This window comes from Paenibacillus rhizosphaerae (assembly GCF_014192015.1).
Lineage (GTDB): Bacteria > Bacillota > Bacilli > Paenibacillales > Paenibacillaceae > Paenibacillus_AQ > Paenibacillus_AQ rhizosphaerae.
On sequence record NZ_JACHXJ010000002.1, the window covers coordinates 436,341 to 459,214 of the forward strand.

Consider the following 22,874-nt stretch of genomic DNA (forward strand, 5'->3'; position numbering starts at 1 on the left):
ATACTTAGTTGGACTGCATTAGACGGGAGGTGCCAATATGGGTTATCAGCAGTACGGAATCAGCCCCCAATTGGTCGCACGGATCAAGCTGAAGATGAAAAATCCGGCCACCAAGGAGCGCATTAAAAAGTTGATCGAAGGCGTAAACAAACAGGACCTGCAGGATCCGGCCAGAGTGCAGCGGCTGGTCAAATCGGCATCGTCCATTCTGAACGAGAAGCTGACCGGCGCCGAGGAAGGACAAATCGTCCGGTTTGTGATCGCCCAAAAGATCGATCCCAATAATACGTTCCACCTGATCAAGTTGTGGGGAATGTTCCGCTAAAAAAGCATACAAACGGTAAGCGTGCAGCCCTCCGGGAGAAACCCGGGGGGCTTTTTTTGTATGCAAAAGCAGGCAGCAGCGAGACCTTTCCGAACTTCTTGACATCATAGGTTAACAGGTTATTTGCGGACTCTCTTCCTTCGACGATCAAGCGGCGGTTGTTACGGAAACCGCGAGATTCGTCCTAGTCATTTGGTCACAATATGGTGTCTGATGTCAGATAATCGTTTGAAACTGAGAAATTTTGGGTAACTGATTCGAAGTGGTCTTCTTTTTATTGCATCCACAATATTCATAATTGGAGGGATCATGTTGCCAGGACTGAAATTGGGGAAGAGCAGCAAGCCGGCCCGGTCGAAAGAACCGGATGAATCCCGGCGGAAATTTTTGAAAGCCTCGGGGATGACGCTGGGCGGCCTGGTCGTCGGCGGCGTGTTTGGGGGCGTCCTGACGGACAGTCTGGAGAAAAATCAGGCCCCGGCGCCGGCCAGCAGCAAACCAGAGACTTCGCTGCAGGATGCGCTGATGTTCTTTAACCAGGAGCAGTTTAAAATGACCGAAGCGGCGGCCGAAAGGATTTATCCCGTAGATGAGAACGGTCCCGGAGCCAAGGCGCTGGGCGTGGCCTTTTTTATTGATCATCAGCTCGCAGGCCCATGGGGATATAACGCGCGGGACTATATGATGGGTCCTTTTGTCCAGGCCCAGACAACGCAGGGAGAACAGTCGCGGCTGAAACGCAACGAGATGTTCACGTTGGGCCTCGAGGGACTGAAGAGCTACTGCCAGCAGAAGCATCAAAAGGCTTTTACGGAGCTTGAGGGCCAGCAGCAGGACGAAGTGCTGACCGCCATGGAGAAAGGGGACAAATTCCCCATGCGCGGGGTGACGAGCAGCAGCTTCTTCAACATGCTGAAAAATTTGACGATCGAGGGTGTATACGCCGATCCGCTCTATGGCGGCAACCGGAATATGAACGGGTGGAAGATGCGGAATTTTCCGGGCAACCAGATGAGCTATGCCCAGCAGATTACGAAGGAAGGGCTGGTCCAGATCCAGCCGAAAAGCCTGCAGGCTCACATGAGCGAATAAATTTCACAGATATAAGGGGACATCAGACGTGGCCAAATTACCTAAAGTACCAGTGGTTATTGTTGGAATGGGCTGGGTCGGCGGCATCCTCGCGGCCGAGCTGACCAAAGCGGGCGTCCAGGTCGTCGGACTGGAGCGCGGAAAGAGCCGGAGTACGGAAGATTATTTCATGGATCATGATGAGCTGCGGTATGCGCGGCGTTTTGAGCTGATGCAGGACTTGTCCAAGGAAACGATCACGTTCCGCAATACGGAGTCGATGAGGGCGCTGCCGATGCGCAGCTATGGGTCCTTCCTGCTGGGGGACGGGCTCGGCGGTGCCGGATCGCATTGGAACGGGCAGACGCACCGCTTCCTGCCGTATGATTTTGAGATCTACAGCCAGACGGTCGACCGGTATGGAAAAGGCAAAATTCCCGCGGGCATGCAGCTGCAGGACTGGGGAATCACGTATGACGAAATCGAGCCGTATTACGATAAGTTTGAGCAGATGGCCGGCATTTCCGGGGAATCGGAAGCAAATCCGATGCTTGGCAAACGATCCCATCCGTTCCCGACTCCGCCGATGAAAAAAACGCCGATTCTGCAAAGGTTCGAAAAGGCGTCGAAAAAGCTCGGATACCATCCATACATGATCCCTTCGGCAAACTTGAGCGAGAATTACAAAAATCCCGACGGCGTCTCCCGTGCGGCCTGCCAGTACTGCGGATTTTGCGAGCGGTTCGGCTGCGAGTACGGCGCCAAGGCGGATCCGGTCGTGACCGTCATCCCGACGGCGATGGCCACCGGCAAGCTGGAGGTGCGCACGTTCTCAAACGTGACCGAAATTCTCCATGACGGCAAAAAGGCGACCGGGGTGGTGTACATCAACACGGTGACCGGGGAAGAGGTGACCCAGCCGGCGGACGTGGTCATTCTCGGCAGCTTCGTGCTGAATAACGTGCGCCTGCTGCTGAGCTCCAAGCTCGGAACGCCCTATGACCGGAAAACCGGCCGGGGAACGATCGGCCGGAATTATGCGTATCAGGTCAACTCCGGGCATGCGGTCGGCTTTTACGATGATGAGGAGTTCAGCACGTTCATGGGCGCCGGGGCGCTCGGGATGGAGTTCGACGACTTCAACGGGGACAACTTTGACCACTCCGATTTGAAGTTTCTGCACGGGGCGGGCATCCGGATCAGCCAGAACGGCCTGCGCCCGATCGAAAACAATCCGGCGCCGCAGGGCACGCCGACCTGGGGCAAGGAATGGAAGAAGACCACGCTGAAGTACGCTAACCGCGTGCTGACCGTAGCGATTCAGGGGGCAAGTTTGCCCTGGAAGCACCACTATTTGGATCTCGATCCGACCTATAAGGACATTTACGGCAAACCGCTGCTGCGGATTACGTTTGATTTCGAAGATCAGGACCGTGAGCTGACGAAGTTTCTGGCAGACAAGGCGGGGGAGGTCATGAAGGAGATGGGTCCTTCTCATGTGGAGGTCAAAGACAAGCTCGATCCGTACAATATCGTTCCTTACCAATCCACCCACAATACCGGCGGGGTCATTATGGGCGCGGACCCGGAAACATCGGCGGTGAACAGTTACCTGCAAATGTGGGAAGCGGAAAACGTGTTTGTGGTAGGTGCTTCGGCATTTCCGCATAACAGCGGCTACAATCCGACCGATACCGTGGGCGCGCTCGCCTACCGGGCGGCGGAAGGGATCCAGAAGTATTTGAAGCAGGGGGGCGTGCTTGTCTGAACGGGCAGTGTCTTCGGGCTCCTGCGATGACGGTCATGCAACTTCATGAAAAAGGAGGGATCGGCCATGCTTTCGACGATCGGAATACCGGGGCTGCTGCTGTTGCTGCTGCTCGTCCTGCTGCTGTTCGGGCCGTCCAAGCTCCCGCAGCTCGGCAAGGCGGTGGGAACGACGCTTCACGAATTCCGCAGCTCCGCGCGGCATCTGACGGAAGAGGATGAGGAGAAGCCAGATGCGGGGCGCCGCCAGGAAGGACAATAGAACAACAATACTTATTTATTTCAAATGGAGGGATTTAACATGAAAAAATGGATGCTGATGGGACTTACACTGCTGCTGGCTTTTGTGCTTAGCGCCTGCGGAAGCGGCGGCGGAAGCGGGAGCGGCTCGTCGGATGAGTCTTCGTCTTCCGGCGGCTCGGACGGCGTGAAGGAAATCAAGGTGACGGCGTCAAACTTTAAGTTCGAGCCATCCGAGATCAAAGTCAAAAAGGGCGAAAAGGTCAAAATTACGCTGGAGAACAAAGATGGAAACCACGGCCTGGCCATTCCCGATTTCAACGTGGACCTGCAGAAGCCAAGCTCGGCAGAATTTACCGCCGATCAGGCAGGTGAGCATGAGTTCCACTGCTCCGTCATGTGCGGTGCCGGCCACAGCGATATGAAGGGGACCCTGATTGTTGAATAAATTGGCTTAGCAGATGATGGAGCACCGGACTGCCTTCTGACGACACGGGAGTCAGAATCGGGAAAGCGCCGCCCAGCCGGACCGTAAAGGTTCGCGCAAGGCGGCGCTTTTTTTGCATATAAACGGTTACGCGCCTTCCGGCACCCGCTCGATGCAATCAGGCGTATCGTTTTTAACCGAATTGACCGACCTTGAGACCGGGTAAGCTTCCATTTCCCCGGCAGGATATGGCACAAGCAGCTTCTGCAGGGCGTTTACGTCCGTCTGCCCGCGGTCCAGCCAGGCCATTTCGTCCTCCGGACGCAAAATGACGGGCATCCGGTCATGGATCGGCGCCATCAGCTCATTGGGCTCGGAAGTGATGACCGTGCAGGTGCTCAGCTTGCTGCCGTCCTCCTGCAGCCAGGTGTCGTAGAGGCCGGCCATGCTAAAGATTCCCCCGCCCCGGAGGGTAATCCGGTAAGGGACTTTGCCGCTGTCGGTTTTCATCCATTCATAAAATCCGTCGGCCGGAATCAGGCACCGCTTCCTCGCAAAAGGCAGCTTATAGGCCGGCTTGTCCGCCAGCGTTTCGCTTCTGGCGTTGATCATCCTGCTCCCCATGCTGCTGTCCTTGGCCCAGGACGGGACCAGACCCCATTTGAGCTGCCCGGCGCGAAGGCCGCTTCCGTCATGAATGACGGCCAGTACGTTCTGCGCCGGAGCGATATTGTAACGGGGATGAAAGTTCAGCGCAAGCTCCAGCTCATAGCGCAGCATCAATTCTTCCATCGACACGGTCAGTGTATAACGGCCGCACATCAGGCATACCCCTCTTCTTGAAATGATCGTTGTAACCAGTGTACCGCGGGATGCCGGTTTACGCCAGCCTGTCTGCCAGCAGCACGGGTGGCTGTCAAAAAATACATTTGCATAACGAACATGTGTTTGGTATATAATACGAATATACGTTCGCTTACCGAGTGAGCATGCTTCGTGGAGAGGGAAGCGGCCCGGATCATTTTTCCGACAAGCGGTCTTGAGGGAGCTTCGCGGAGCTGCCCGGCCCAAACCGGTTTAACGAAATGCCAAAGTGGATGTGGAGGGTGTGTGCGCTTGAGCAGATCAAAGGAGAGAATTATATTTTTGGCCGATTGTCAGAGCTTTTATGCAAGCGTAGAGAAGGCGGATCATCCGGAGTATAAAGACAGGCCGCTCGCCGTTGCCGGAGACCCGATGCGCAGGTCGGGCATCATTCTGGCCGCCTGCCCGATCGCCAAAAGCTATGGGGTATCCACCGCCGAACGGCTGGGGGAGGCGCTCAAGAAGTGCCCGGATCTCGTCATTATGCGTCCCAGAATGCAGCATTATATCGATGTTTCGCTTCAGATTACCCGGATTTACGAAGAATATACCGATCTGGTGGAAATATTCAGCATCGACGAGCAGTTTCTGGACGTGACCGGCAGCCTGGCTCTCTTCGGCGACCCTGTGAGCATTGCGAAGTCAATCCAGCAGAAGGTAATGGAGGAGACGGGAGTCTGGGTGCGGGTCGGCATCAGCTCGAACAAAATTTTGGCCAAAATTGCCACCGACATTTGGGCGAAGAAGAACAAGGAGGGCATTTTTATACTGCCCAAGGCCGACGTCGAGGAGAAGCTCTGGCCGCAGCCGGTCCATAAAATGTTTGGGGTGGGCTCGCGTATGACGGCCCATTTTGCCAAGCTCGGCATGACGACGATCGGGGATGTGGCGAGAACGCCTCTTCCCCAGCTGAAGGATAAATTCCGGGCGCGGTTCGGCAAGCAGTCGGATATCCAGGCCGAAGTGATGTGGCGCACCGCCAACGGTATGGACGACAGCAAGGTGACCCCGGAAACGTTCGACAAGCCTCCCAAATCGGTCGGGCATATGATGACGCTGCCCCGGGACTACGCCCTCCCCAAGGAGGTCGACACGATCCTGCTGGAGCTGACGGAAGAAGTATGCCGCGACTGCCGCCGGAAGGGATACATGGGCTCGGTCGTCACGGTCAGCTGCATGTGCAGCCCTTATGACGCGCCGACAGGCTTTTCCCGGCAGATGAAAATGCCCGATCCCACGAACAACACGAACAAGGTATATGAAGCCGTAAAAACGATTTTTTATAAGCATTGGGACCGCATGCCCGTTAGGCGCGCCGGGGTCATGCTGAGCGAGCTCAGCGACGACCGGAATTACCAGCTGACGCTGTTTGAAGACCAGGAGCGGCTGCGGGCTCTGGAAAAGGCGACGGACCATATCAAGCAGCGGTACGGCAGCATGGCGATCGTAAGAGCTTCTTCCCTTACGGGCGCCGGCCAGGCGGAGGAGCGGTCCATGAAAATCGGGGGGCATTATAAATGAGCAAGAAGCTTGAGAATAACGGAATTTGGGAATCCAGCCGCATGATGCTGCCCCAGCACCGGGAGGAGCTGCTGAAGCGGCGGTCGCAGCAGCCGGAGGAGCACCGGCCGCCCCGCCGGGAGGACCTGGAGCTGATGCGGGACAGGATCCTGCTTCCGGTCATGATATCGATTGTGAAGAAGCGGATCCAGGCGATCGAGGCGTCAAGCGAGGCCTTGAAACACCTTTATTCGAAGGTGGCCCAGGTCCTGCTGCAGGACATCCAGAAGGATTTGTCCAAGGTGGAACAAACCATGGTCGATGAGCGCATCGATCTGACCCAGGAGGGAAAGGACACCCAGATGATCTGGTACCGGTATACGTTTCATGGGTATGAGGATACCTTTACGATCACGCGGGATTATATGCGCACCGAGGTCAGCGTAAGAATCGGACGGTACTCGGACCGGCTGATTACGGCATTGTATGCCCGTCTGCAGGATCAGAAGCAGCAATAATGGAATGGAGCCCGTTGTCTTGTCTGGGAGACAACGGGCTTTTGGCCGTGCCGTGCTAGGCGAGATCAGGATCGGCGGACATTCAGGCCGCTATGGCCTTGACGACGAATGCGAAGCATGGCAGCAGAAATTACCAGGTTCAACCGCCGGGATACAGGGTAGGTACTGGGAGTGGAACGCTCAAGAACGGAATGGGTCCCATTTCCTATTTTGGAAATCCGGGGGATCATACGTTTTGCAATTCGGCATGGAAATAGCCGCCAATGGTAAATTTCAACAAATTGCGATTTTAAAAAAAGCCCCCCTGGTGATTGATTTTTGAAAAACCTGCCCAATGATCCTAGTCAAAAAGGAGCGGGGGCACGGGGAGGAAGGACCACAAAAATGACCGAAAAGTCTGGTAATTGCAATCCAATTAATGGAATGATTTAGTGAAAAAAAGACAGGAGGTCCTATCCGGGACCACCTTCTCATTTTTGTCTTGTGACATAAATTGGCAAACGTTGATGTAACGCGGTTTTTCGCTGTCGCTTTATCGGACTATGGTATCAATTTTGTAATCTTTATGGATAAAGCTGTTAAAAAGACCACAACTTTAGCAATTTTAAGGCGTATAAATGTCCAGTTAACCTGTCGGCTCTAGGCTTGGTTTACGTTTCTTTGTCATTCGTAACGGGGCCGGCTGACAGGGGATGGCAGGGCTCTGTGGTCCGCATGAGGGAGTGGCGGGCTAGGTCGGCGGGGTGGGAAATTTCCAACTACTAGCCTAGTTTACAGATCGGGGCCGATAGTTAAAAATTAGATTTAGGCGAAGGCCAAGCCCCGGACCGATGAGGCAAAAATCGAAAACGAGGTGGGAACGAAGAGGCGATGATCAGACGTAAAACACTATTTATTTGGATCACGGCGGCTGCGGTTCTCATAGCCGGAGGCGGGGCGGCGGGACTGATGTTAAAGAACCCGACGGCTGCGGCCTACAAAGATCCGGACGGTACGAGATTTACGTTTAAAACCCAGGGGGACCGTTTCCTGAAGTACGAAAAGGACGGGACATGGAAAGAGATATTCGTTAAAGGCGTTAACCTTGGCGCCACGGTGCCGGGACATTTTCCGGGGGAGCTTCCGGCGACCGAGGAAGATTATCTGCGCTGGTTTAAAGAAATTGACGACATGGGCGCCAACGTCATACGGGTCTATACGATTCACCAGCCCGTATTCTATCAGGCTCTCGTCAAGTACAACAAAGACAAGGGGGACGACCCTCTGTATTTTATGCAGGGGATCTGGTCGCCCGAAGAACAGCTGATTGAGCAGCAGGACGCCTATTCGGGGGATATTACGAAACAGTTCAAAGAGGAAATCAAAAATGCGGTGGCCGCGGTATATGGCGACGTCACGATTCCGCAGAAGCAGGGTTCGGCCAGCGGGGAGTACAAAGCGAATGCCGGCAAGTACCTGATGGGATGGCATCTTGGAACCGAATGGGATCCGGGTATGGTCAAAAATACGAACAAGGTGCACAGCGATGTGAAAGCCTATCAGGGCAAGTATTTTTCGGCCACGAAGGACGCGTCTCCGTTCGAAAACTGGCTGGCCAGCTTGCTTGACTATACAGCCGAGCAGGAGGAGCATTACGGTTGGGAGCATCCCGTGACTTTCACCAACTGGGTCACGACCGATGTGCTCAGCCACCCTGGCGAACCGCTGTTTGAGGAGGACATGGTTAGCGTTGATGCCCGGCATGTTCAGCCTACCGGCTGGAAGGGCGGTTATTTCGCCGCTTATCACGCCTATCCGTATTACCCGGACTTTTTCCGGACGGATTCGACGCTCCAGACGGTCAAGGATGACCAGGGGGACTATAATACCTACAAAGCTTATCTCCATCAGCTAAAGGCCAAGTATAAGGACATGCCGCTGATGGTCACGGAGTATGGTGTTCCTTCCTCTGTCGGCGTGTCGCATTTTGGCGCCGGAGGGCGCGACCAGGGCGGTCACAACGAGAAGGAACAGGGAGAGATCGATGCTTCCCTGACCAAGGACATTTACGACGAAGGCTACGCTGGCGCCATCCTGTTCATGTGGCAGGACGAATGGTTCAAGAAGACCTGGAACACGATGCCGATGGAGCTGCCTGAAGACCGCAGGTCCTATTGGATCAACGTGCTGACCAATGAAAAAATGTTTGGCCTGCTCGGCATGCTGCCGGGCAAGGAGAAGCTGATTACGATTGACGGCAATCTCACCGACTGGGACAGGCTCCCGGAAGGGGAAGTACAGCACTGGCAGGGCAAGATCCCGGGAGTCCAGGATATGAAAATTACGCATGATGAGGGCTACCTGTACATCGGCATGAAACTCGATCATCCATTCGATCCGGCCAAGTCGAAGCTCTATATCGGTGCCGACACGATCACAGGCGGCAACCAGCCGTCCGCGAAGCAGCTTCCCGGGAGGAAGCTGGAAGGCGGGGCGCCCGAGACGCTGATCGAAATCGGCAAGGACGAGGAGTCTCAGGTGGAAATCGCGGCCGATTATGATTTTCACCAGCGGCTGTACGGCAAAGAGGGTTATTGGATGCTGCCCGAGGCCGAGGCAGGAAATACGTCGCCGTTCCATCCGTGGAAGCTGGCGATCAGCCTGCTCATGAATCCGCCGGATACGCGCTATTCGCATCCGTTCATCGACAAGACGATAGGTACGCTGAAGAGGGGGACGACAGACCGCAGCAAGGAGACGTTCGACTCGCTGACTTCTTGGCAGTACAGCGGTGATTCGATAGAGATGAGAATCCCGTGGATGCTGCTGGGCTTCTCGGATCCGAGCTCCCTGCAGGTCATCGACTACGGTCCGCTGAAGGAACGGAGTTACTTCGGCACGACCACAACCAACGGGATACGGCTTATTCCGTGGATCGTCCAGCGTGACGGAAGCGGCGTGTCCTGGCCCGGAGGAGATCAGAAGACGCTGAATGTGCAGAGCCTGCCGCTGTATACCTGGAAGCAGTGGGACACGGTGCAGTACAGTGAACAGCTGAAGCAGAGCTATTACATCATGAAGGACGCTTTTACGAAAATTTCCGGCCCTAAAGAGAAAAAGGAGTAGGAGAATTGACTTTCTAAAAAGGAGGAACCTGCTAACATGTTTCATTTAACCGTTGCCTATATTTTCATCTATGTGTGCCTAGGCTTGATTGCCCTTGGGATCCTGTTGTTGTTCCAGATGAAAATATCGCATAACCGGGAACTGCGGAACCGTGAAATGTATGCGAAGAAGCATCATGACTACTTTGTGTACGTTCAGGCTAATCTGCAGGATAATGTCGAATTGAGGCTTCCGCCCGGCAAGCTGAAAAAGCTTGAGAAGAGAGTGGTTCAGGATAAATTCATCGAGTGGATCGAGCAGTTTAAAGGGGACTACCGCCACAAGCTGATCGAGCTGTGCCGGGAGGCCGGCTTTGTGGAGGAGGACCTGAAAGCACTCCGCAGCATCCGGTACGGCCGGAGGCTGGAGGCGGCTTACCGCTTGGGAGGCATGCGTGCTCGGGAGGCGGTGCCGATGCTGCAGAACATCCTGCAAAAACGCAAATACAGCTCGCTGTCGATCGTTCTGGCCCGTTCCATTGCGAAAGCGGCGGATAACAGCGAGGATCTGCTCCAGATGCTGCGTACTCTCTTATCCCACGGCAAGCCGATCCATAACCTGGCGGCGGACATTATGCTGGAGACAGGCCTGGATTCGAGCGCGATTCTGCTGAAGCTGCTGAACGACTCCGATTCCGCGCTGGTCAAGGTGGGACTGGTGGCCATGTGGGGACAAGCCGTGCCGGAAGTCATGCCGGTTCTGGGACGTTTGGTCGGTGCGGAAGAAAAGGACGTGCGCGCCGAAGCGGTCAAGCTGTACCTCACCACGAACCCGGCGCTCAAGGACGATACCATCGCCCAGCTGATGAGCGACCGAAGCTGGGAGGTCCGGGCCGAAGCGGCCAGAGCGCTCGGCCAGCTGCACGCCGCAGGCAGCATTCCGCTGCTGACCGATGCGCTCCGCGATTCCAGCTGGAAGGTGCGCTATAACAGCGCTGAGAGCTTGGCGCAGCTGGGAGAAGCCGGCTTTGAGGCCCTGTGCCAGGCCGCGCTGACCGGGGCCGGCATCCAGCGCGAGGCTGCGCTGCACCGGATCGAGCTGGTGATGGAAAAAGAGCGCGAGCACAGCGCAATCGAACAAATGGTGGCTTACAACAAAAAACGGCTTTTGTACGACCGGTATTTCGGCGTGAAGCAGCCGGCCAAACGGGTTGGCGGGGTAGCCGCAGTAGGAGGGGATTACTCTGCTTAGAGACATACTTTTGTATTACGGCATGATAGCCGTGTATTACGTCATGATCGTCAACATTCTGTATTTTACCATTATGGCTTTATCGTACCGCAATATCGGGACCATCTACCGGAGATCCAGATATTCCAATTACAATACGCTGTCCGGCTCGGAGTTGGTGCCGCCGGTATCGCTGCTGGTGCCGGCCTTCAATGAAGAGCTGACCATCAGCGAGAATGTCAACTGCCTGCTGACGCTCAACTATCCGACCTACGAGGTCATCGTTATTAACGACGGATCGAGCGACAATACGGTGGATGTGCTCATCAAGGAATTCCGGCTGAAGAAAATGACGAATCCGGAGTTCCGGGGGACGATCGACACGCAGGAAGTGCGCGGTGTTTACCATAATCCCGATTATCCCTCTCTGTTTGTAATAGATAAAGAAAACGGCGGCAAGGCCGACTCGCTGAATGCGGGCATCAACCTGTCGCACTATCCGCTGATCTCTTCCATCGACGCGGACTCGCTGCTGGAGAAGGATGCCCTGATCCGCATGGCCCGCATGTACATGGAGAATCCGGAGGAAATGGTGGCGATCGGCGGCGACGTCCGCATTGCCAACGGCTGTCTGATCGAGAACGGCGCGGTGCAGAAAGTATCGCTGCCGCGCAAGATCTGGCCGATGTTCCAGTCCATCGAGTATATGAAAGCCTTCCTGGGCGGACGGATCGGCTGGAGCCAAATGAACGGTCTGATCATCGTCTCGGGCGCGTTCGGGCTGTTCCGCAAGGACTATGTCATTGCCGTCGGCGGGTACCGCGGCGGTTATCCGGGAGAAGACATGAACATTATCATCAAGCTTCACCGATATATGCTCAGTCATAAAATTCCGTACAAGGTGGCCTTTTGCCCCGAAGCGGTCTGCTGGACGCAGGCACCGGATACGTACAAGATCATCTCCAACCAGCGTAAGCGCTGGGGGCGGGGAAATCTGAAGAACATGATCGAGAACCGCGGAATGCTGTTTAATCCGAAGTACAAGGTCATGGGACTGATTACGATGCCTTACAACGTCCTGTTTGAAACGTTAAACCCTTATTTTAGAATCACGGGCCTATTGGCTCTGGTAGGATATACGCTGCTGGACATGACTCACTGGCGCATTCTGTTGACTTTCTTCCTGCTTAACTTTCTGAGCGGTTATCTGCTCAGTGTCGGTGCCATCATCCTGGAGGAAATTGCCTTCCGGCGATACAAGAAATTGTCCGATCTGTGGAAAATGCTGCTGTTCTCCGCGCTGAAGTTTTTCGGATACCATCAGCTCGGCGTGCTGTGGCGCGTCCAAGGACATATCCAGTATCTCCAGAACAACAATTCCTGGGGAACGATGACCCGGCAGAGCTGGAGTGAAGAAAGCAAAACTGCCTGATAGGTCCCGATTCGAAAGATCATATCATTTGAGAGAGGTGGGAGTGGATTATGCCGCAAACCGTAACTTTACAGAGAGAACAGACGACCGATGTGTATCACCATCTTGGAGAGCGTTTGAAGGAAACGTCGCCGGACACCTGCGGAATGATGTTCCTGTACAGCAGTGCGAACCCTCCGCAGCTGGAAGAGCGGGTTCGGGAGATTTTGCAGCATGGTTCCGGGCTCGACGACTATGAGGTGCTGAAGGATGCACAAACCCGGACGCTGGCGATTCTGCTGCCGGGTCTTACGCTGGATGCGGCCCATTACCAGGCGCTGCTGCTGAAGCAGCAGCTGCAGGAGACGGTGAAGGATGCTGACCCACGGATTACGCTGGCCGTATTCCCGGGGCAGGTCGAACCTACGCCTGGCGTTCTCAAACAGATGGCTGAGTCCACGAAGCTCAGCACATCGTCCGATATCCATATATTTACGAAAGAGGAGGCCGCGGAAGAGGCTGGAAGAATTCTGATCGTCGATAATGACGCTACCGTCCGCGAGTTTCTCCAAATTCGACTGAAAATGCAGGGGTACGAGACGCTGGCCGCCCATGACGGTACGTCCGCCCTGGAACTCATCGAGAAATGGGAGCCCGATCTGGTGCTGACGGAGCTCAACCTTTACGGGATTGACGGACTGCCGTTCATTCACCAAATTCAGCAGCTGCCGGTCGACCACACGCCGAAAATCGTCGTGCTGACCGAACAGCGTGTAGAACAGACAATCAGCCAGTGCTTTAAACACGGAGTAGATGACTATGTGACCAAGCCTTTCTCTCCGGTAGAGCTGGATGCCCGCATACATCGTTGCTTTCACTAAATCATCCGCTTTTCTTGAGCGTTACTTAGCAGCAGACCAAAACTTACATCTAATGGAGGTTGAGTGCTTGTGAATCACGAATATAAGCAGTTGTTGGAAGCCATTAAAACCAAAAAAGCCGTACTGGGCGTAGTAGGATTAGGATATGTAGGACTTCCGCTGGCCGTGGAAATGGTCAAGCAGGGCTTTACCGTTATCGGCATCGACGTGGATCCTGCGAAAATCGATAAAATCTACCAGGGCGAATCCTATATCACCGATATCTCTTCGGAAGACCTGGCCGCGGTCGTGGCGAGCGGACGCTTCAAGCCGACGACGGACTACAGCATGATTGCCGTCATCGACGCGCTCAGCATCTGCGTACCGACACCGCTCAGCGAGAACCAGGATCCGGATACGTCCTACATTACGAGCGTCGTGGATCAAATCAAGCTGCACATGAAAAAAGGCATGCTGATTACCCTGGAAAGCACCACTTACCCGGGTACGACCGAAGAGCTCATCCAGACGGAAATCGAAGCGCTCGGCTACAAGGTAGGCGAGGACTTCTTCCTTTGCTTCTCTCCAGAGCGTGTGGACCCTTCCAATGTCCGCTTTAACACCTTCAATACGCCAAAAGTTATCGGCGGTACGACTGAGGCCTGCCTGGAGCTGGGAACGGCGCTCTACTCCCAGTATGTGCAGACGGTGGTGCCCGTCACTTCGCCGAAAGTGGCTGAAATGTCCAAACTGCTGGAAAACACGTTCCGCAGCGTAAACATCGCCTTCATCAACGAAATGGCCATGATGTGCGACCGCATGGGCATCGACATTTGGGAGGTTATCGACGCGGCAGCGACCAAGCCGTTCGGCTTTATGCCATTCTACCCGGGTCCTGGCATCGGCGGACACTGCATTCCGCTCGATCCGATGTACCTGTCGTGGAAGGCGAAGGGCTTCCGCTTCTACAGCAAGTTTATCGAGCTGGCGCAGTCAACCAACGACAACATGCCGTATTACGTTATCGGCAAGACGTCGACGATTCTGAACGAATACGCGAAGTCCATCAAGAAATCGTCGATTCTCATCCTCGGCATGGCTTACAAGCCGGACATCAGCGACCTGCGCGAATCTCCGGGGCTTGAAGTCTACGAGCTGTTCAAAGAGAACGGCGCGAACGTGGAATACTACGATCCGTACGCTGTCAGCTTCCGCGACAAACACGGCGAGACCGTTCACAGCGTAGCCTACGATTCGGCGCAGTTTAAAAAATACGACTGCATGGTGCTGATCACCAACCACAGCGGACTCGACTACGGCGAAATCGCAGCGATGGGCGTGCCGATCATCGATACGCGCAATGCATTCAAAAACTACACCCTGCCTCATATTTATAAAATCGGACATTCGGTGCAGCACGTGGAAGAGCCGGATGTGGCGTTAATCGGGTAATAAAGGAGGGGATGGTTTGGGAGAGCTGCTCAAAAAAGCGAAAATCCCGGTGATCCTAGTCATCTGCGGCTTGCTGCTCCTGCCTCTCCTGTTAAAATCGTCAACGATGGAAGATCAAAAAGCGACCTGGCTGTGGGATACCGAGCTGATCAAGGATCCCGGCAAAATTATAGCATTCTGCAGGGAGCAAAACGTAGGCACGATCTTCCTTCAGGTTCAGAAAAAAGTAAGCGATGAGGACTACCGCCGCTTTATTGCGGCAGCCTATGAGGAAGGCATTGCCGTGCACGCGCTGGACGGGCAGCCCGATTGGGCCTATGAACGCCAGCGCAGGGAGGCGGATCAATTTCTGCAGTGGGTGTTTGACTACAATGCCAAGGCAGCCCCAAGCGAGAAGTTTGCCGGCATCCAGCTGGATGTGGAGCCCTATCAGTTAAGACGCTGGGGGAGGGATCAGGACGGCGTAGTCAGCGAATGGAGCAGCAATGTGGAGAAATGGGTAGCCCAGGGCAGGGAGAATGGCCTGTACATGAGTGCGGCCGTTCCCTTCTGGCTGGGCAACGTTCAAGCTGCAGACGGCAGCGGGAACTTCAGCCGGTGGATGATCAGCCAGTTTGATGCCGTCGCCGTCATGTCGTACCGGGACAGTGGACGGAAGATTTACGATTTGGCCCGCGAGCAGTTGGATGAAGCGGACCAGCTCGGTAAATCGGTATGGATCGGCATGGAGCTGGGAGACACCGAAGAAGGTTCGCACATCACGTTTTTTGGTAAGGCCGTGCCTGTGATGGAGGAAGAGATGAAGTCTGTGAACAGTCTGGGCGACAGCCATCCTTCCTTTGCCGGACTGGCGGTACACCATTATGAAATTTGGCAGGACAAAATCGCTTCGGCGGCTTCGGATGAGAAGCCCGAGAAGTCCAATCAGTAAAATGAAATCAGGCGTGCGAAGAGGGGGACCTTTCGCACGCCTTTTTTTCGCTTGGATGGAATGTCAGCTGACCGAGCACCGCATAAGATTGAACGCACATCGCATATCGAAATCAAAACCCCGCTTGGCGGGGGATTCACTTCAGGCGTCCGGCAGCCGGATGCCGAGATAGCGGCTGAGCACCAGGCCCGATTCCGCCTGCACGTACGTCCAGAGCATGGCGAACCGCCGCTGGTATCCGCGGCACAGGTACGACGCCTCAATGCCCTTGGCGGTACGCGTCTCCTCGTAAACCCGGACACCGCGGGCCTTCATCTCGCGGCGGATCGACGTCAGGCTCGCCATGATCTGATCCTGGATGGATGACAGGGCCCGGATATACAGCTGTGACATCTTCAGCGGAACGGTGCCGATGAGGCGAACGTCCTGCTCCAGCGCATCAAGCAAAACCACATGCAGCAGATAGGCTTTGACCAGACGGCTGTCTTCTTCCGAAGGGGCCGGAGGGGGGAGGGATGCTTTCATGAGGCATGGCACTTCCTTGCAGACAGTATAGGAACGTATGTTCTAATTATACTCATGTTATAGCAAAAGTATTCGGGAAGGCAATAACGAATTTATGGAAGCGGCCAGGACTTCGGCCCGGACGGGCGATTTTGGTATAATAAGAAAAGAAACGTCGATTGACGCACTTATAGAACACACAGCATACGACAACGCGCGACACACATCAAAGTTTTATCTTGCGACGATACCATGGTTAGCTTCGTCGATCGGCATTGGATCAAAGAAACTTGGAATCGCGGAACTTTAGGCTGGAGGAAGAATCATGTTTTTGAACAAAGGAGAAATATTATTCAGACAGGGGGACAGCGGGGAATTTTTATACCATATCAAGAGCGGCTTGTTCAAGGTAACAAGGCTTCATAAAAATGGGAACAGCGTTCTGTTTAACGTGCTTTATCCGGGGGAAACGGTGCCTCATCATTCGTTGATCACCCCGAAGGATATCCACGGAACGGCAACGGCCCTGATGCGCAGCGAAGTCGAGAAAATACCGGCGGAGGAATGGTACCGCGAGCTGAGCGAGCACCCGGAGAAGGCGCTTGAAATCGCCCTTCTGCTGCAGGAGAAGGTACGCTTTATGCAGCAGCGGATCGACCACCTTACCGTGGGGACTCCCGCGGAGCGGCTGGCGCTGCTGACCGATTGGCTAAACAGCTACGCCCATGGCATCCACTTTACCGAGCTGCTGACCCAGGAGGAGATCGGGCAGTTAATTGGAGTACGCAGGGAAACGATCAACCGGCTGCTCCGGGGGCATTAAACCGCGGCGCGGGGCTTGAAAAGTGCACTTATCGTCAGACCGTTATGCCATCATCCCGCCATATAGCCATCCCGTCATACACAAACGGTTAAACGGTACGAAACACGGTCCGGCAAACAAACAAAGGGCAGCCCCCCAGGTCCAGAGAACCTGAAGGGGCAGCCCCTTTTTACATTTCAGTAAATCGTATTGAACGGCATGAAATCGTATTGGCTGATCAGCGAACTGCATTGACCCATCTGTGCGTTATATTGGCCTTAAAATATCATTGTCTGATAGGCAAGTTATCCCGCCGCTGATAAGCTAACCGAGCTGATCCGCCAACGATATGTCAGTCGAGTTGACCTGCCGGGCCGAAAAATTCGTAATGGATCCGTTCGGCGGGGATTCCCAGCTCCTTAAGGGCGCTGTAGACGGTGCGCATGAACGGAACCGGGCCGCAGAAGTAAACATCAGCGTTTGGATCGACGATTTGCTGCAGCCATGCGGCATCGATATACCCGGTTTTATGGCAGCTGTCTCCCTCAAGCGGCGTCTCATAGCAGAGGTAGGAGGACATTTGCGGGTGCTCGGCTTCAAGGTTGGCGATATGCTCCTTCATCGCATGATGGCTTCCGTTAATGGCCGCATGAACATATGCGACTTTACGGGCTGGCTGTTCTTTCAGCAGCGTCTCCAGCATGCTGACCATTGGCGTCAGGCCGACTCCACCGCTGATCAGCACGACAGGGATGTCATGGGTCTGATCCAGCGTAAACGTGCCCGCCGGCGCACTGATCTCGAGGACGCTGCCTTCTTGGGCATTCACGTGCAAATCGTTGGAGACGATGCCTGCCGGTTTGCCTGGCGCGGCATCCTCGCGGCGCACCGAAATCCGGTAGGAAGAACCGCCCGGTGCGGCGGACAAGCTGTAGTGGCGGATCTGCGTATACGGCTGGCCTTCAGGCTGGACGCGGACGGTGATGTATTGTCCCGGCAAATAAGAGGCGATGGGACCGCCGTCCTGCGGTTTTAAATAGAAGGAAGTGATCACTTCGCTCTCCTTCACTCTCCGTTCCACGACGAATGGGCGGAAGCCGGACCAGCCTCCCGGTGCGGCTTCAGCTTCCTTGTACATTTCCGCTTCCACGCTGATAAATGCGTCTGCGATGACGCCGTAAGCTTCTTTCCAGGCTCCGAGAATTTCCGGCGTGGCCGCATCGCCAAGAACTTCCTTGATGGCGCCGAGCAAATACTGCCCGACGATCGGGTAGTGTTCCGGCTTGATTTGCAGCGCCCGGTGTTTCTGCCCGATCTGCTTGACGGCTGGAATGATATCCTCGAGGTGATCGATATGGGCGGCAGCGGCATAGACGGCACCCGCCAGGGCCGCCGACTGCCGTCCTTGGCGCTGATTGGCATGGTTGAATATGTTCAGAAGCTCCGGATGATCCTTGAAGAGATTGTTATAAAAGACGGATGTAATGGACTGTCCGTGTACTTCCAGTACCGGAACGGTCGATTTGATCGTATCAATGGTTTGTTGGCTCAGCATAAAAGGTTCCTTCTTTCAACGTAATATTTAACGGTTTCATAAGTTAAGTATAGAAAAGCCGCATACCCTTTATTGTGATTTCAGTCACATAAATAATTGACATTGTGTGAACTTGAAATTACGTTCTGGAAGACATGATCCGACGGAAAAGGGCATAGGATATGACACGGTATCACGGTATCATTCCTGAAATCTGGATGACAGTGCCTGCGGCATAGAAGCCCTTCTTTTAGATATAAGAAACTATAAGCTTCGGAGGCTGGTTTCCTTATATCGCAAGAAAAACTACCATATTAAAAAGCAGTCTGGCTTCATAGAATGCACGACAATAGACGTATTCTAACGCATTCTCCGCAGCAAGCTGTTTAGCAGGCAGTGCAACTGTGGTATAATAAGTATAGAAGTTATCAAACAAAAGAAAGGATCAGGATACCATGTGTCCCCGAAGGAACATTCCCCAAAGGACGATTTGGAAACGTTATGATCTCTCTTACACTTAGCTTCCATCGTAGAGAACAAGCGCCCGGATATTGGGTTGTGACAAACTTCTCGCGAAAGAAGGAAGCTTAAGATGCGAAGGACTCGGTCCTACAGGTTTCTTCCCGCGGAAGTTAGTCGCGTCCCTGACCAACTAACTACGATGAGGGGTAACCTGTATGAGGAAGAAAGACCATGTAATTTCAATGCTTCGACCAATCGCTATTATGATGTTAGGTACTTTTTTACTGGCTTTTACGTATTATCACATTAATTTTCAGAATCATCTATCCGAGGGCGGCTTTGTTGGACTGTCGCTGCTCGGCAAGTACGCATTCGGATTTGACCCGGCAGTGACCGTGCTGATCCTGGATATTCCGGTGATCCTGGTGGCGCTGCTGCTGAATGGACGCAAATTTATTGTGAACACGCTTGTGGCGACCGTTTCGTTTTCCGTTTTTTACGATCTGATGGAACGCTACTCTGCGCTTGACATCAATCTTCACGGCAACCTGCTGCTTGCAGCGCTGCTGTCAGGCGTCTTGTCCGGCTTTGCAACCGGACTGGTGCTGCGGTTTGGAGGAGCGACAGGCGGCGACGATATCGTGTCTCTGCTGCTCAGCCGTCTCACCGGCCTTAAAGTCGGCACCGTATTTATTCTGCTCGATGCGGTCGTCCTGCTGGTGTCCCTGTTTTATCTGCCTCTCCAGGAAACGTTGTTTACGATTTTGGCCGTAAGCATTGCAGGGAAAATGATCACTTATACGGTCTCGTTTCGTGCGCATCGTACCTCGCCGGCAGCGGGAGATGCCGCACCTAAAATGTCCGCGGGACAGAAACAGCCTGCAGCCAAACCCGTTCACAAAGTTCGGAGTGTCCACTGATAGATAACCGCCTGGTTCCTGAGGGAATCAGGCGGTTTGCTGTTTACGGCAGGGTGGGGCAACGTAAGAAGCCTCCCGCCAAAACATATCAAGAATACTTCGCTCAATTTTGCCGTCCTTGCATGAATGATGGCATGAACAGGATCACGAATAACTTCGATTGCTCTCGATTTTGCCGTCTTTACCATGAACGATGGCATGGACATCGTGCTTCTCGGCGTAGTCTTCCGCTTCATCCATAGCTTCCTTCTTCGATCCAAAAGTCGACAAAGGCTTGGCTTTGCCTTCCACCTTGAGCGCCCATCCGTCCTCATGGGTTACGACATGGACGTCGGCATCGCCGCTCTGGCCTCTGCGGGACCGGGAAGACTTGCCTGACTGCTCGTCCCGCTCGTCATCCGAATGGCCGGACGTATGCTGTGATTGCCCATCTTCACCGGCCGGATGATCCTCATTCCACTTTTCCGCCTGCGCCGTGCCGATGGCAATGGCGCGTCCTTCCTCATAGCCTTCCTCGAGCAGCGCGTTGGCGATTTCGACCGCCTTATTCCGCACACGGGGCTCCAAGTTTTTCATAGATACAGGGTAATCATGCTTATTCCAAGGCATTATCCATCCCTCCAAACCAGTTCTCGTTTACCCCTATATTACCCGGCGTCGCGTAAATCAAACGATGGTCATCCGCCTGTTATGCCGAATTTCCAGATGCTGCGCAGCCTGTTTCAAGGCCGAATGCCCAGACGCCTGATGGTGATCAATATGGCTGTGACGGCCATATATACCGTCGGTGTGCTGCCCGCGCTGTATGCCGCTTATCTGTGGCCGGATTCCCGGCTGACGGCATCGACCTCCTCCGGTCTGATCAACGGGGTGGCGACGATTCTGCTGACGCTGCTCGTCGATCCGCGGATCGCTCTGCTGTCGGATCGGACCTTGCGTGGAGAGTCGCGTCTGGGACGGATGAATCAGGTGCTCGGCCTGATGCTCGTATCCCGCTGCGCCGGGACGATCGCGGCCCAGCTTTTGCTCGTTCCCTGCGCGTTCTGGATCGGTTGGCTTATCTCCGGCTGATCTGGAGCGACGGAGCAAGGGTACGGCAATAAAAAAGGTAAGGCAGCAAGCCTTACCTTTTTTTATATGAAAGAACGATCACCAGTGCCTGTCAGCCGCTGCTCTCGCATAGAACGGCATCGCCGTTTATTCAAACAGCACTTTATATTCGGAGTATCCTTCCTTATCCAGGTCTTCCTTCGGAATAAAGCGAAGCGCTGCAGAGTTGATGCAGTAGCGCAGGCCGTTCGGCCCCGGTCCGTCGTCAAATACATGGCCCAGATGCGAGTCCGAGCCTTTGCTGCGCACCTCGGTCCGCACCATCATATGGCTCATGTCCAGCTTCTCCTTGATGGAGTAGTCCCGGATCGGCCGGGTAAAGCTCGGCCAGCCGCAGCCGGAATCATATTTGTCCGTAGAGCTGAACAGCGGCTCACCGGACACGATGTCGACGTAAATACCGTCGCCATGATGATCCCAGAATTCATTTTGGAACGGCCGCTCCGTGGCATTGTTCTGGGTAACTTCGTATTGAATCGGCGTCAGGCGCTGTTTCAGTTCTTCCTTGTTTTTCTCAGGAGTCCAGTGCTTCTCCAGGAAGTCATCGCGGCCTGATCCTTTCCGGTACCGTTTGTAATGTCCCGGGTTTTTCTTGTGGTAATCCTGGTGGTACTCTTCCGCTTCATAGAACGGGGCGGCAGGCAAAATCGGCGTCACGATCGGCTTGTCAAAGCGACCGCTTCTTTCGAGCGCCTGCTTGGATGCTTCGGCCTTCTCACGCTGCTCCTCGCTGTGATAAAAAATAGCGGTCTGGTAGGATGAGCCGCGATCGTAGAACTGCCCGCCCGCATCGGTCGGATCGATCTGCTGCCAGAACAGCTCCAGCAGCTTTTCATAAGGAAAAATGTCCGGATTGAACGTAATCTGCACTGCTTCCACATGCCCCGTCGTTTCAGAGCATACTTCCTCGTAAGTCGGGTTCGGCTTATGGCCGCCGGTGTACCCGGACACGATGCGGACGATGCCTGGCAGCTCTTCAAACGGGGTTACCATGCACCAAAAGCATCCACCCGCAAAAGTGGCTTTATGTTCAACTGGTTGTACGTCGCTCATGATATCACTCCGTTTCTTTCAAATCGTAAGTAAGGTGTACAACTCCATTATAATCCATCCGCGCAAGGGAACCAAGGAGCCCGGTTATTTCGGTCTCATTCGGGAGAGGCGGCGGTACATTACCGCGATCAGCCCGAGCAAAAGGACATAAGCGGCAGCTGCAGCGGCGGAGATCCACGGATGTGCGGACAGATTGCCGCCCAGGTAGGCATACAGCAGGATGCCCGGCACCTTGCCAATCCCGGAAGCGGCGGTGTAGCTCCAGAAGGGAAGCGCCGCGGCCCCGGCGAATATGTTGACCGCCATCTGCGGAACGATCGGTATGACCCGCGCGGCGGCTATACTGACAAAAGGATGCGTTTCAATAAATGTGGTAAAGGTCTGCAGCGACTTGATCCGTTCCAGATACTGCCTGCCACGGTCCCGAAACAAGTAGCGGACGAGCCCGTACAGAATCGTGGCCGCCAGCATCGTTCCGATCCAGGCGACGACCGCCGCCCACAGGGTACCGTAGGCGTAGCCGAGCGCCGCGATGACCAGCTTATAGGGAACGACAGGGAACAGGGCGACCAAGGCGGCTATTCCGACCAGCAGAAGGAATGACGGCCTTTCGCTAAGCGCCGCCATGATCGCGTCCCGGTACAGGAAGGCCCAAACGAGCAGTAGGATGTACAAGAGGGGCAGCAGCCATTTTTTCATCGTGATTTCCTTTCCACTTAGCCTATAATCTCCATCATACCAAAAATTAATGAATAAAAATTATAGTAATTGCATTAGAGTTTTGCTATAATGGTTCCAACAAGTGAATA

23 protein-coding genes are annotated in these 22,874 nt (G+C 54.4%); 17 read left to right on the top strand and 6 right to left on the bottom strand.

Annotated features, from left to right (window positions below):
* Positions 1-37 precede the first annotated feature (37 nt).
* From FHS19_RS10475 to FHS19_RS10495, 5 genes are all read left to right on the top strand, one after another.
* Positions 38-325 carry a stage VI sporulation protein F gene (locus tag FHS19_RS10475; protein ID WP_076169947.1) on the top strand — a complete coding sequence of 96 codons (288 nt, stop codon included), beginning with the start codon at positions 38-40 and terminating at the stop codon, positions 323-325.
* A gap of 309 nt (positions 326-634) precedes the next feature.
* A complete protein-coding gene (locus tag FHS19_RS10480) occupies positions 635-1,417 on the top strand; it encodes a gluconate 2-dehydrogenase subunit 3 family protein (RefSeq protein ID WP_183581816.1) in 783 nt (260 codons plus the stop codon).
* A 67-nt stretch (positions 1,418-1,484) separates the two neighbouring features.
* On the top strand, positions 1,485-3,164 hold the full coding sequence (locus FHS19_RS10485; RefSeq protein WP_183582887.1) for a GMC family oxidoreductase: 1,680 nt from the start codon (positions 1,485-1,487) through the stop codon (positions 3,162-3,164).
* A gap of 66 nt (positions 3,165-3,230) precedes the next feature.
* Positions 3,231-3,425: a twin-arginine translocase TatA/TatE family subunit gene (gene tatA, locus FHS19_RS10490; protein ID WP_183581817.1), complete on the top strand. Its 195-nt coding sequence runs from the start codon at positions 3,231-3,233 to the stop codon at positions 3,423-3,425.
* Positions 3,426-3,464: 39 nt separating this feature from the next.
* Complete coding sequence (locus FHS19_RS10495) at positions 3,465-3,851, top strand: cupredoxin domain-containing protein (protein ID WP_183581818.1); 387 nt, start codon at positions 3,465-3,467, stop codon at positions 3,849-3,851.
* A gap of 126 nt (positions 3,852-3,977) precedes the next feature.
* Here FHS19_RS10495 and FHS19_RS10500 read toward each other — a convergent pair whose 3' ends face one another.
* Positions 3,978-4,652: an SOS response-associated peptidase gene (locus FHS19_RS10500; RefSeq protein ID WP_183581819.1), complete on the bottom strand. Its 675-nt coding sequence runs from the start codon at positions 4,650-4,652 to the stop codon at positions 3,978-3,980.
* Between the two features lie 294 nt (positions 4,653-4,946).
* Between FHS19_RS10500 and FHS19_RS10505 the strand changes: the two genes are divergently transcribed.
* The 9 genes from FHS19_RS10505 (at position 4,947) to FHS19_RS10545 (ending at position 15,680) form a co-directional block, all read left to right on the top strand.
* Positions 4,947-6,215 carry a DNA polymerase IV gene (locus tag FHS19_RS10505; protein ID WP_183581820.1) on the top strand — a complete coding sequence of 423 codons (1,269 nt, stop codon included), beginning with the start codon at positions 4,947-4,949 and terminating at the stop codon, positions 6,213-6,215.
* On the top strand, positions 6,212-6,712 hold the full coding sequence (locus FHS19_RS10510) for a YhjD family protein (protein ID WP_183581821.1): 501 nt from the start codon (positions 6,212-6,214) through the stop codon (positions 6,710-6,712). The genes FHS19_RS10505 and FHS19_RS10510 overlap by 4 nt, the downstream gene beginning before the upstream one ends.
* Before the next feature lie 19 nt (positions 6,713-6,731).
* Positions 6,732-7,034 (top strand): hypothetical protein, encoded by a 303-nt coding sequence (locus FHS19_RS10515; protein WP_183581822.1) that lies wholly within the window; start codon positions 6,732-6,734, stop codon positions 7,032-7,034.
* Between the two features lie 548 nt (positions 7,035-7,582).
* Entirely contained in the window at positions 7,583-9,817 is a 2,235-nt protein-coding gene (locus FHS19_RS10520) for a hypothetical protein (protein WP_376771855.1), read from the top strand.
* Between the two features lie 36 nt (positions 9,818-9,853).
* The gene (locus tag FHS19_RS10525; protein ID WP_183581823.1) at positions 9,854-11,047 is read left to right on the top strand and encodes a HEAT repeat domain-containing protein; all 1,194 of its coding nucleotides are present in this window, start codon (positions 9,854-9,856) and stop codon (positions 11,045-11,047) included.
* A 43-nt stretch (positions 11,048-11,090) separates the two neighbouring features.
* Positions 11,091-12,458: a glycosyltransferase family 2 protein gene (locus FHS19_RS10530; RefSeq protein ID WP_183582889.1), complete on the top strand. Its 1,368-nt coding sequence runs from the start codon at positions 11,091-11,093 to the stop codon at positions 12,456-12,458.
* A 50-nt stretch (positions 12,459-12,508) separates the two neighbouring features.
* The gene (locus tag FHS19_RS10535) at positions 12,509-13,318 is read left to right on the top strand and encodes a response regulator (protein WP_183581824.1); all 810 of its coding nucleotides are present in this window, start codon (positions 12,509-12,511) and stop codon (positions 13,316-13,318) included.
* Positions 13,319-13,387: 69 nt separating this feature from the next.
* A complete protein-coding gene (locus FHS19_RS10540) occupies positions 13,388-14,749 on the top strand; it encodes a nucleotide sugar dehydrogenase (RefSeq protein WP_183581825.1) in 1,362 nt (453 codons plus the stop codon).
* A 16-nt stretch (positions 14,750-14,765) separates the two neighbouring features.
* Positions 14,766-15,680 carry a hypothetical protein gene (locus FHS19_RS10545; RefSeq protein ID WP_183581826.1) on the top strand — a complete coding sequence of 305 codons (915 nt, stop codon included), beginning with the start codon at positions 14,766-14,768 and terminating at the stop codon, positions 15,678-15,680.
* 141 nt (positions 15,681-15,821) lie between these two features.
* Here FHS19_RS10545 and FHS19_RS10550 read toward each other — a convergent pair whose 3' ends face one another.
* Entirely contained in the window at positions 15,822-16,205 is a 384-nt protein-coding gene (locus tag FHS19_RS10550) for a YhjD family protein (RefSeq protein ID WP_183581827.1), read from the bottom strand.
* A gap of 304 nt (positions 16,206-16,509) precedes the next feature.
* Between FHS19_RS10550 and FHS19_RS10555 the strand changes: the two genes are divergently transcribed.
* The gene (locus FHS19_RS10555) at positions 16,510-17,007 is read left to right on the top strand and encodes a Crp/Fnr family transcriptional regulator (RefSeq protein ID WP_183581828.1); all 498 of its coding nucleotides are present in this window, start codon (positions 16,510-16,512) and stop codon (positions 17,005-17,007) included.
* Positions 17,008-17,338: 331 nt separating this feature from the next.
* Here FHS19_RS10555 and hmpA read toward each other — a convergent pair whose 3' ends face one another.
* Positions 17,339-18,541, bottom strand: coding sequence for an NO-inducible flavohemoprotein (hmpA, locus tag FHS19_RS10560; RefSeq protein WP_183581829.1), 1,203 nt, complete (start codon positions 18,539-18,541; stop codon positions 17,339-17,341).
* Positions 18,542-19,197: 656 nt separating this feature from the next.
* Between hmpA and FHS19_RS10565 the strand changes: the two genes are divergently transcribed.
* Positions 19,198-19,902 carry a YitT family protein gene (locus FHS19_RS10565; protein ID WP_183581830.1) on the top strand — a complete coding sequence of 235 codons (705 nt, stop codon included), beginning with the start codon at positions 19,198-19,200 and terminating at the stop codon, positions 19,900-19,902.
* A 144-nt stretch (positions 19,903-20,046) separates the two neighbouring features.
* On the opposite strand, the gene FHS19_RS10570 is transcribed toward FHS19_RS10565, so the two are convergent.
* Positions 20,047-20,511 carry a DUF2188 domain-containing protein gene (locus FHS19_RS10570; protein WP_183581831.1) on the bottom strand — a complete coding sequence of 155 codons (465 nt, stop codon included), beginning with the start codon at positions 20,509-20,511 and terminating at the stop codon, positions 20,047-20,049.
* A gap of 81 nt (positions 20,512-20,592) precedes the next feature.
* Here FHS19_RS10570 and FHS19_RS10575 point away from each other — a divergent pair, with 81 nt between their 5' ends.
* A complete protein-coding gene (locus FHS19_RS10575; protein WP_246426537.1) occupies positions 20,593-20,973 on the top strand; it encodes a lipid II flippase family protein in 381 nt (126 codons plus the stop codon).
* Positions 20,974-21,099: 126 nt separating this feature from the next.
* Here FHS19_RS10575 and msrA read toward each other — a convergent pair whose 3' ends face one another.
* Both msrA and FHS19_RS10585 read right to left on the bottom strand, forming a co-directional pair.
* On the bottom strand, positions 21,100-22,065 hold the full coding sequence (gene msrA, locus FHS19_RS10580) for a peptide-methionine (S)-S-oxide reductase MsrA (protein ID WP_183581833.1): 966 nt from the start codon (positions 22,063-22,065) through the stop codon (positions 21,100-21,102).
* Between the two features lie 84 nt (positions 22,066-22,149).
* The gene (locus FHS19_RS10585; protein WP_183581834.1) at positions 22,150-22,764 is read right to left on the bottom strand and encodes a TVP38/TMEM64 family protein; all 615 of its coding nucleotides are present in this window, start codon (positions 22,762-22,764) and stop codon (positions 22,150-22,152) included.
* Positions 22,765-22,874: the final 110 nt, after the last annotated feature.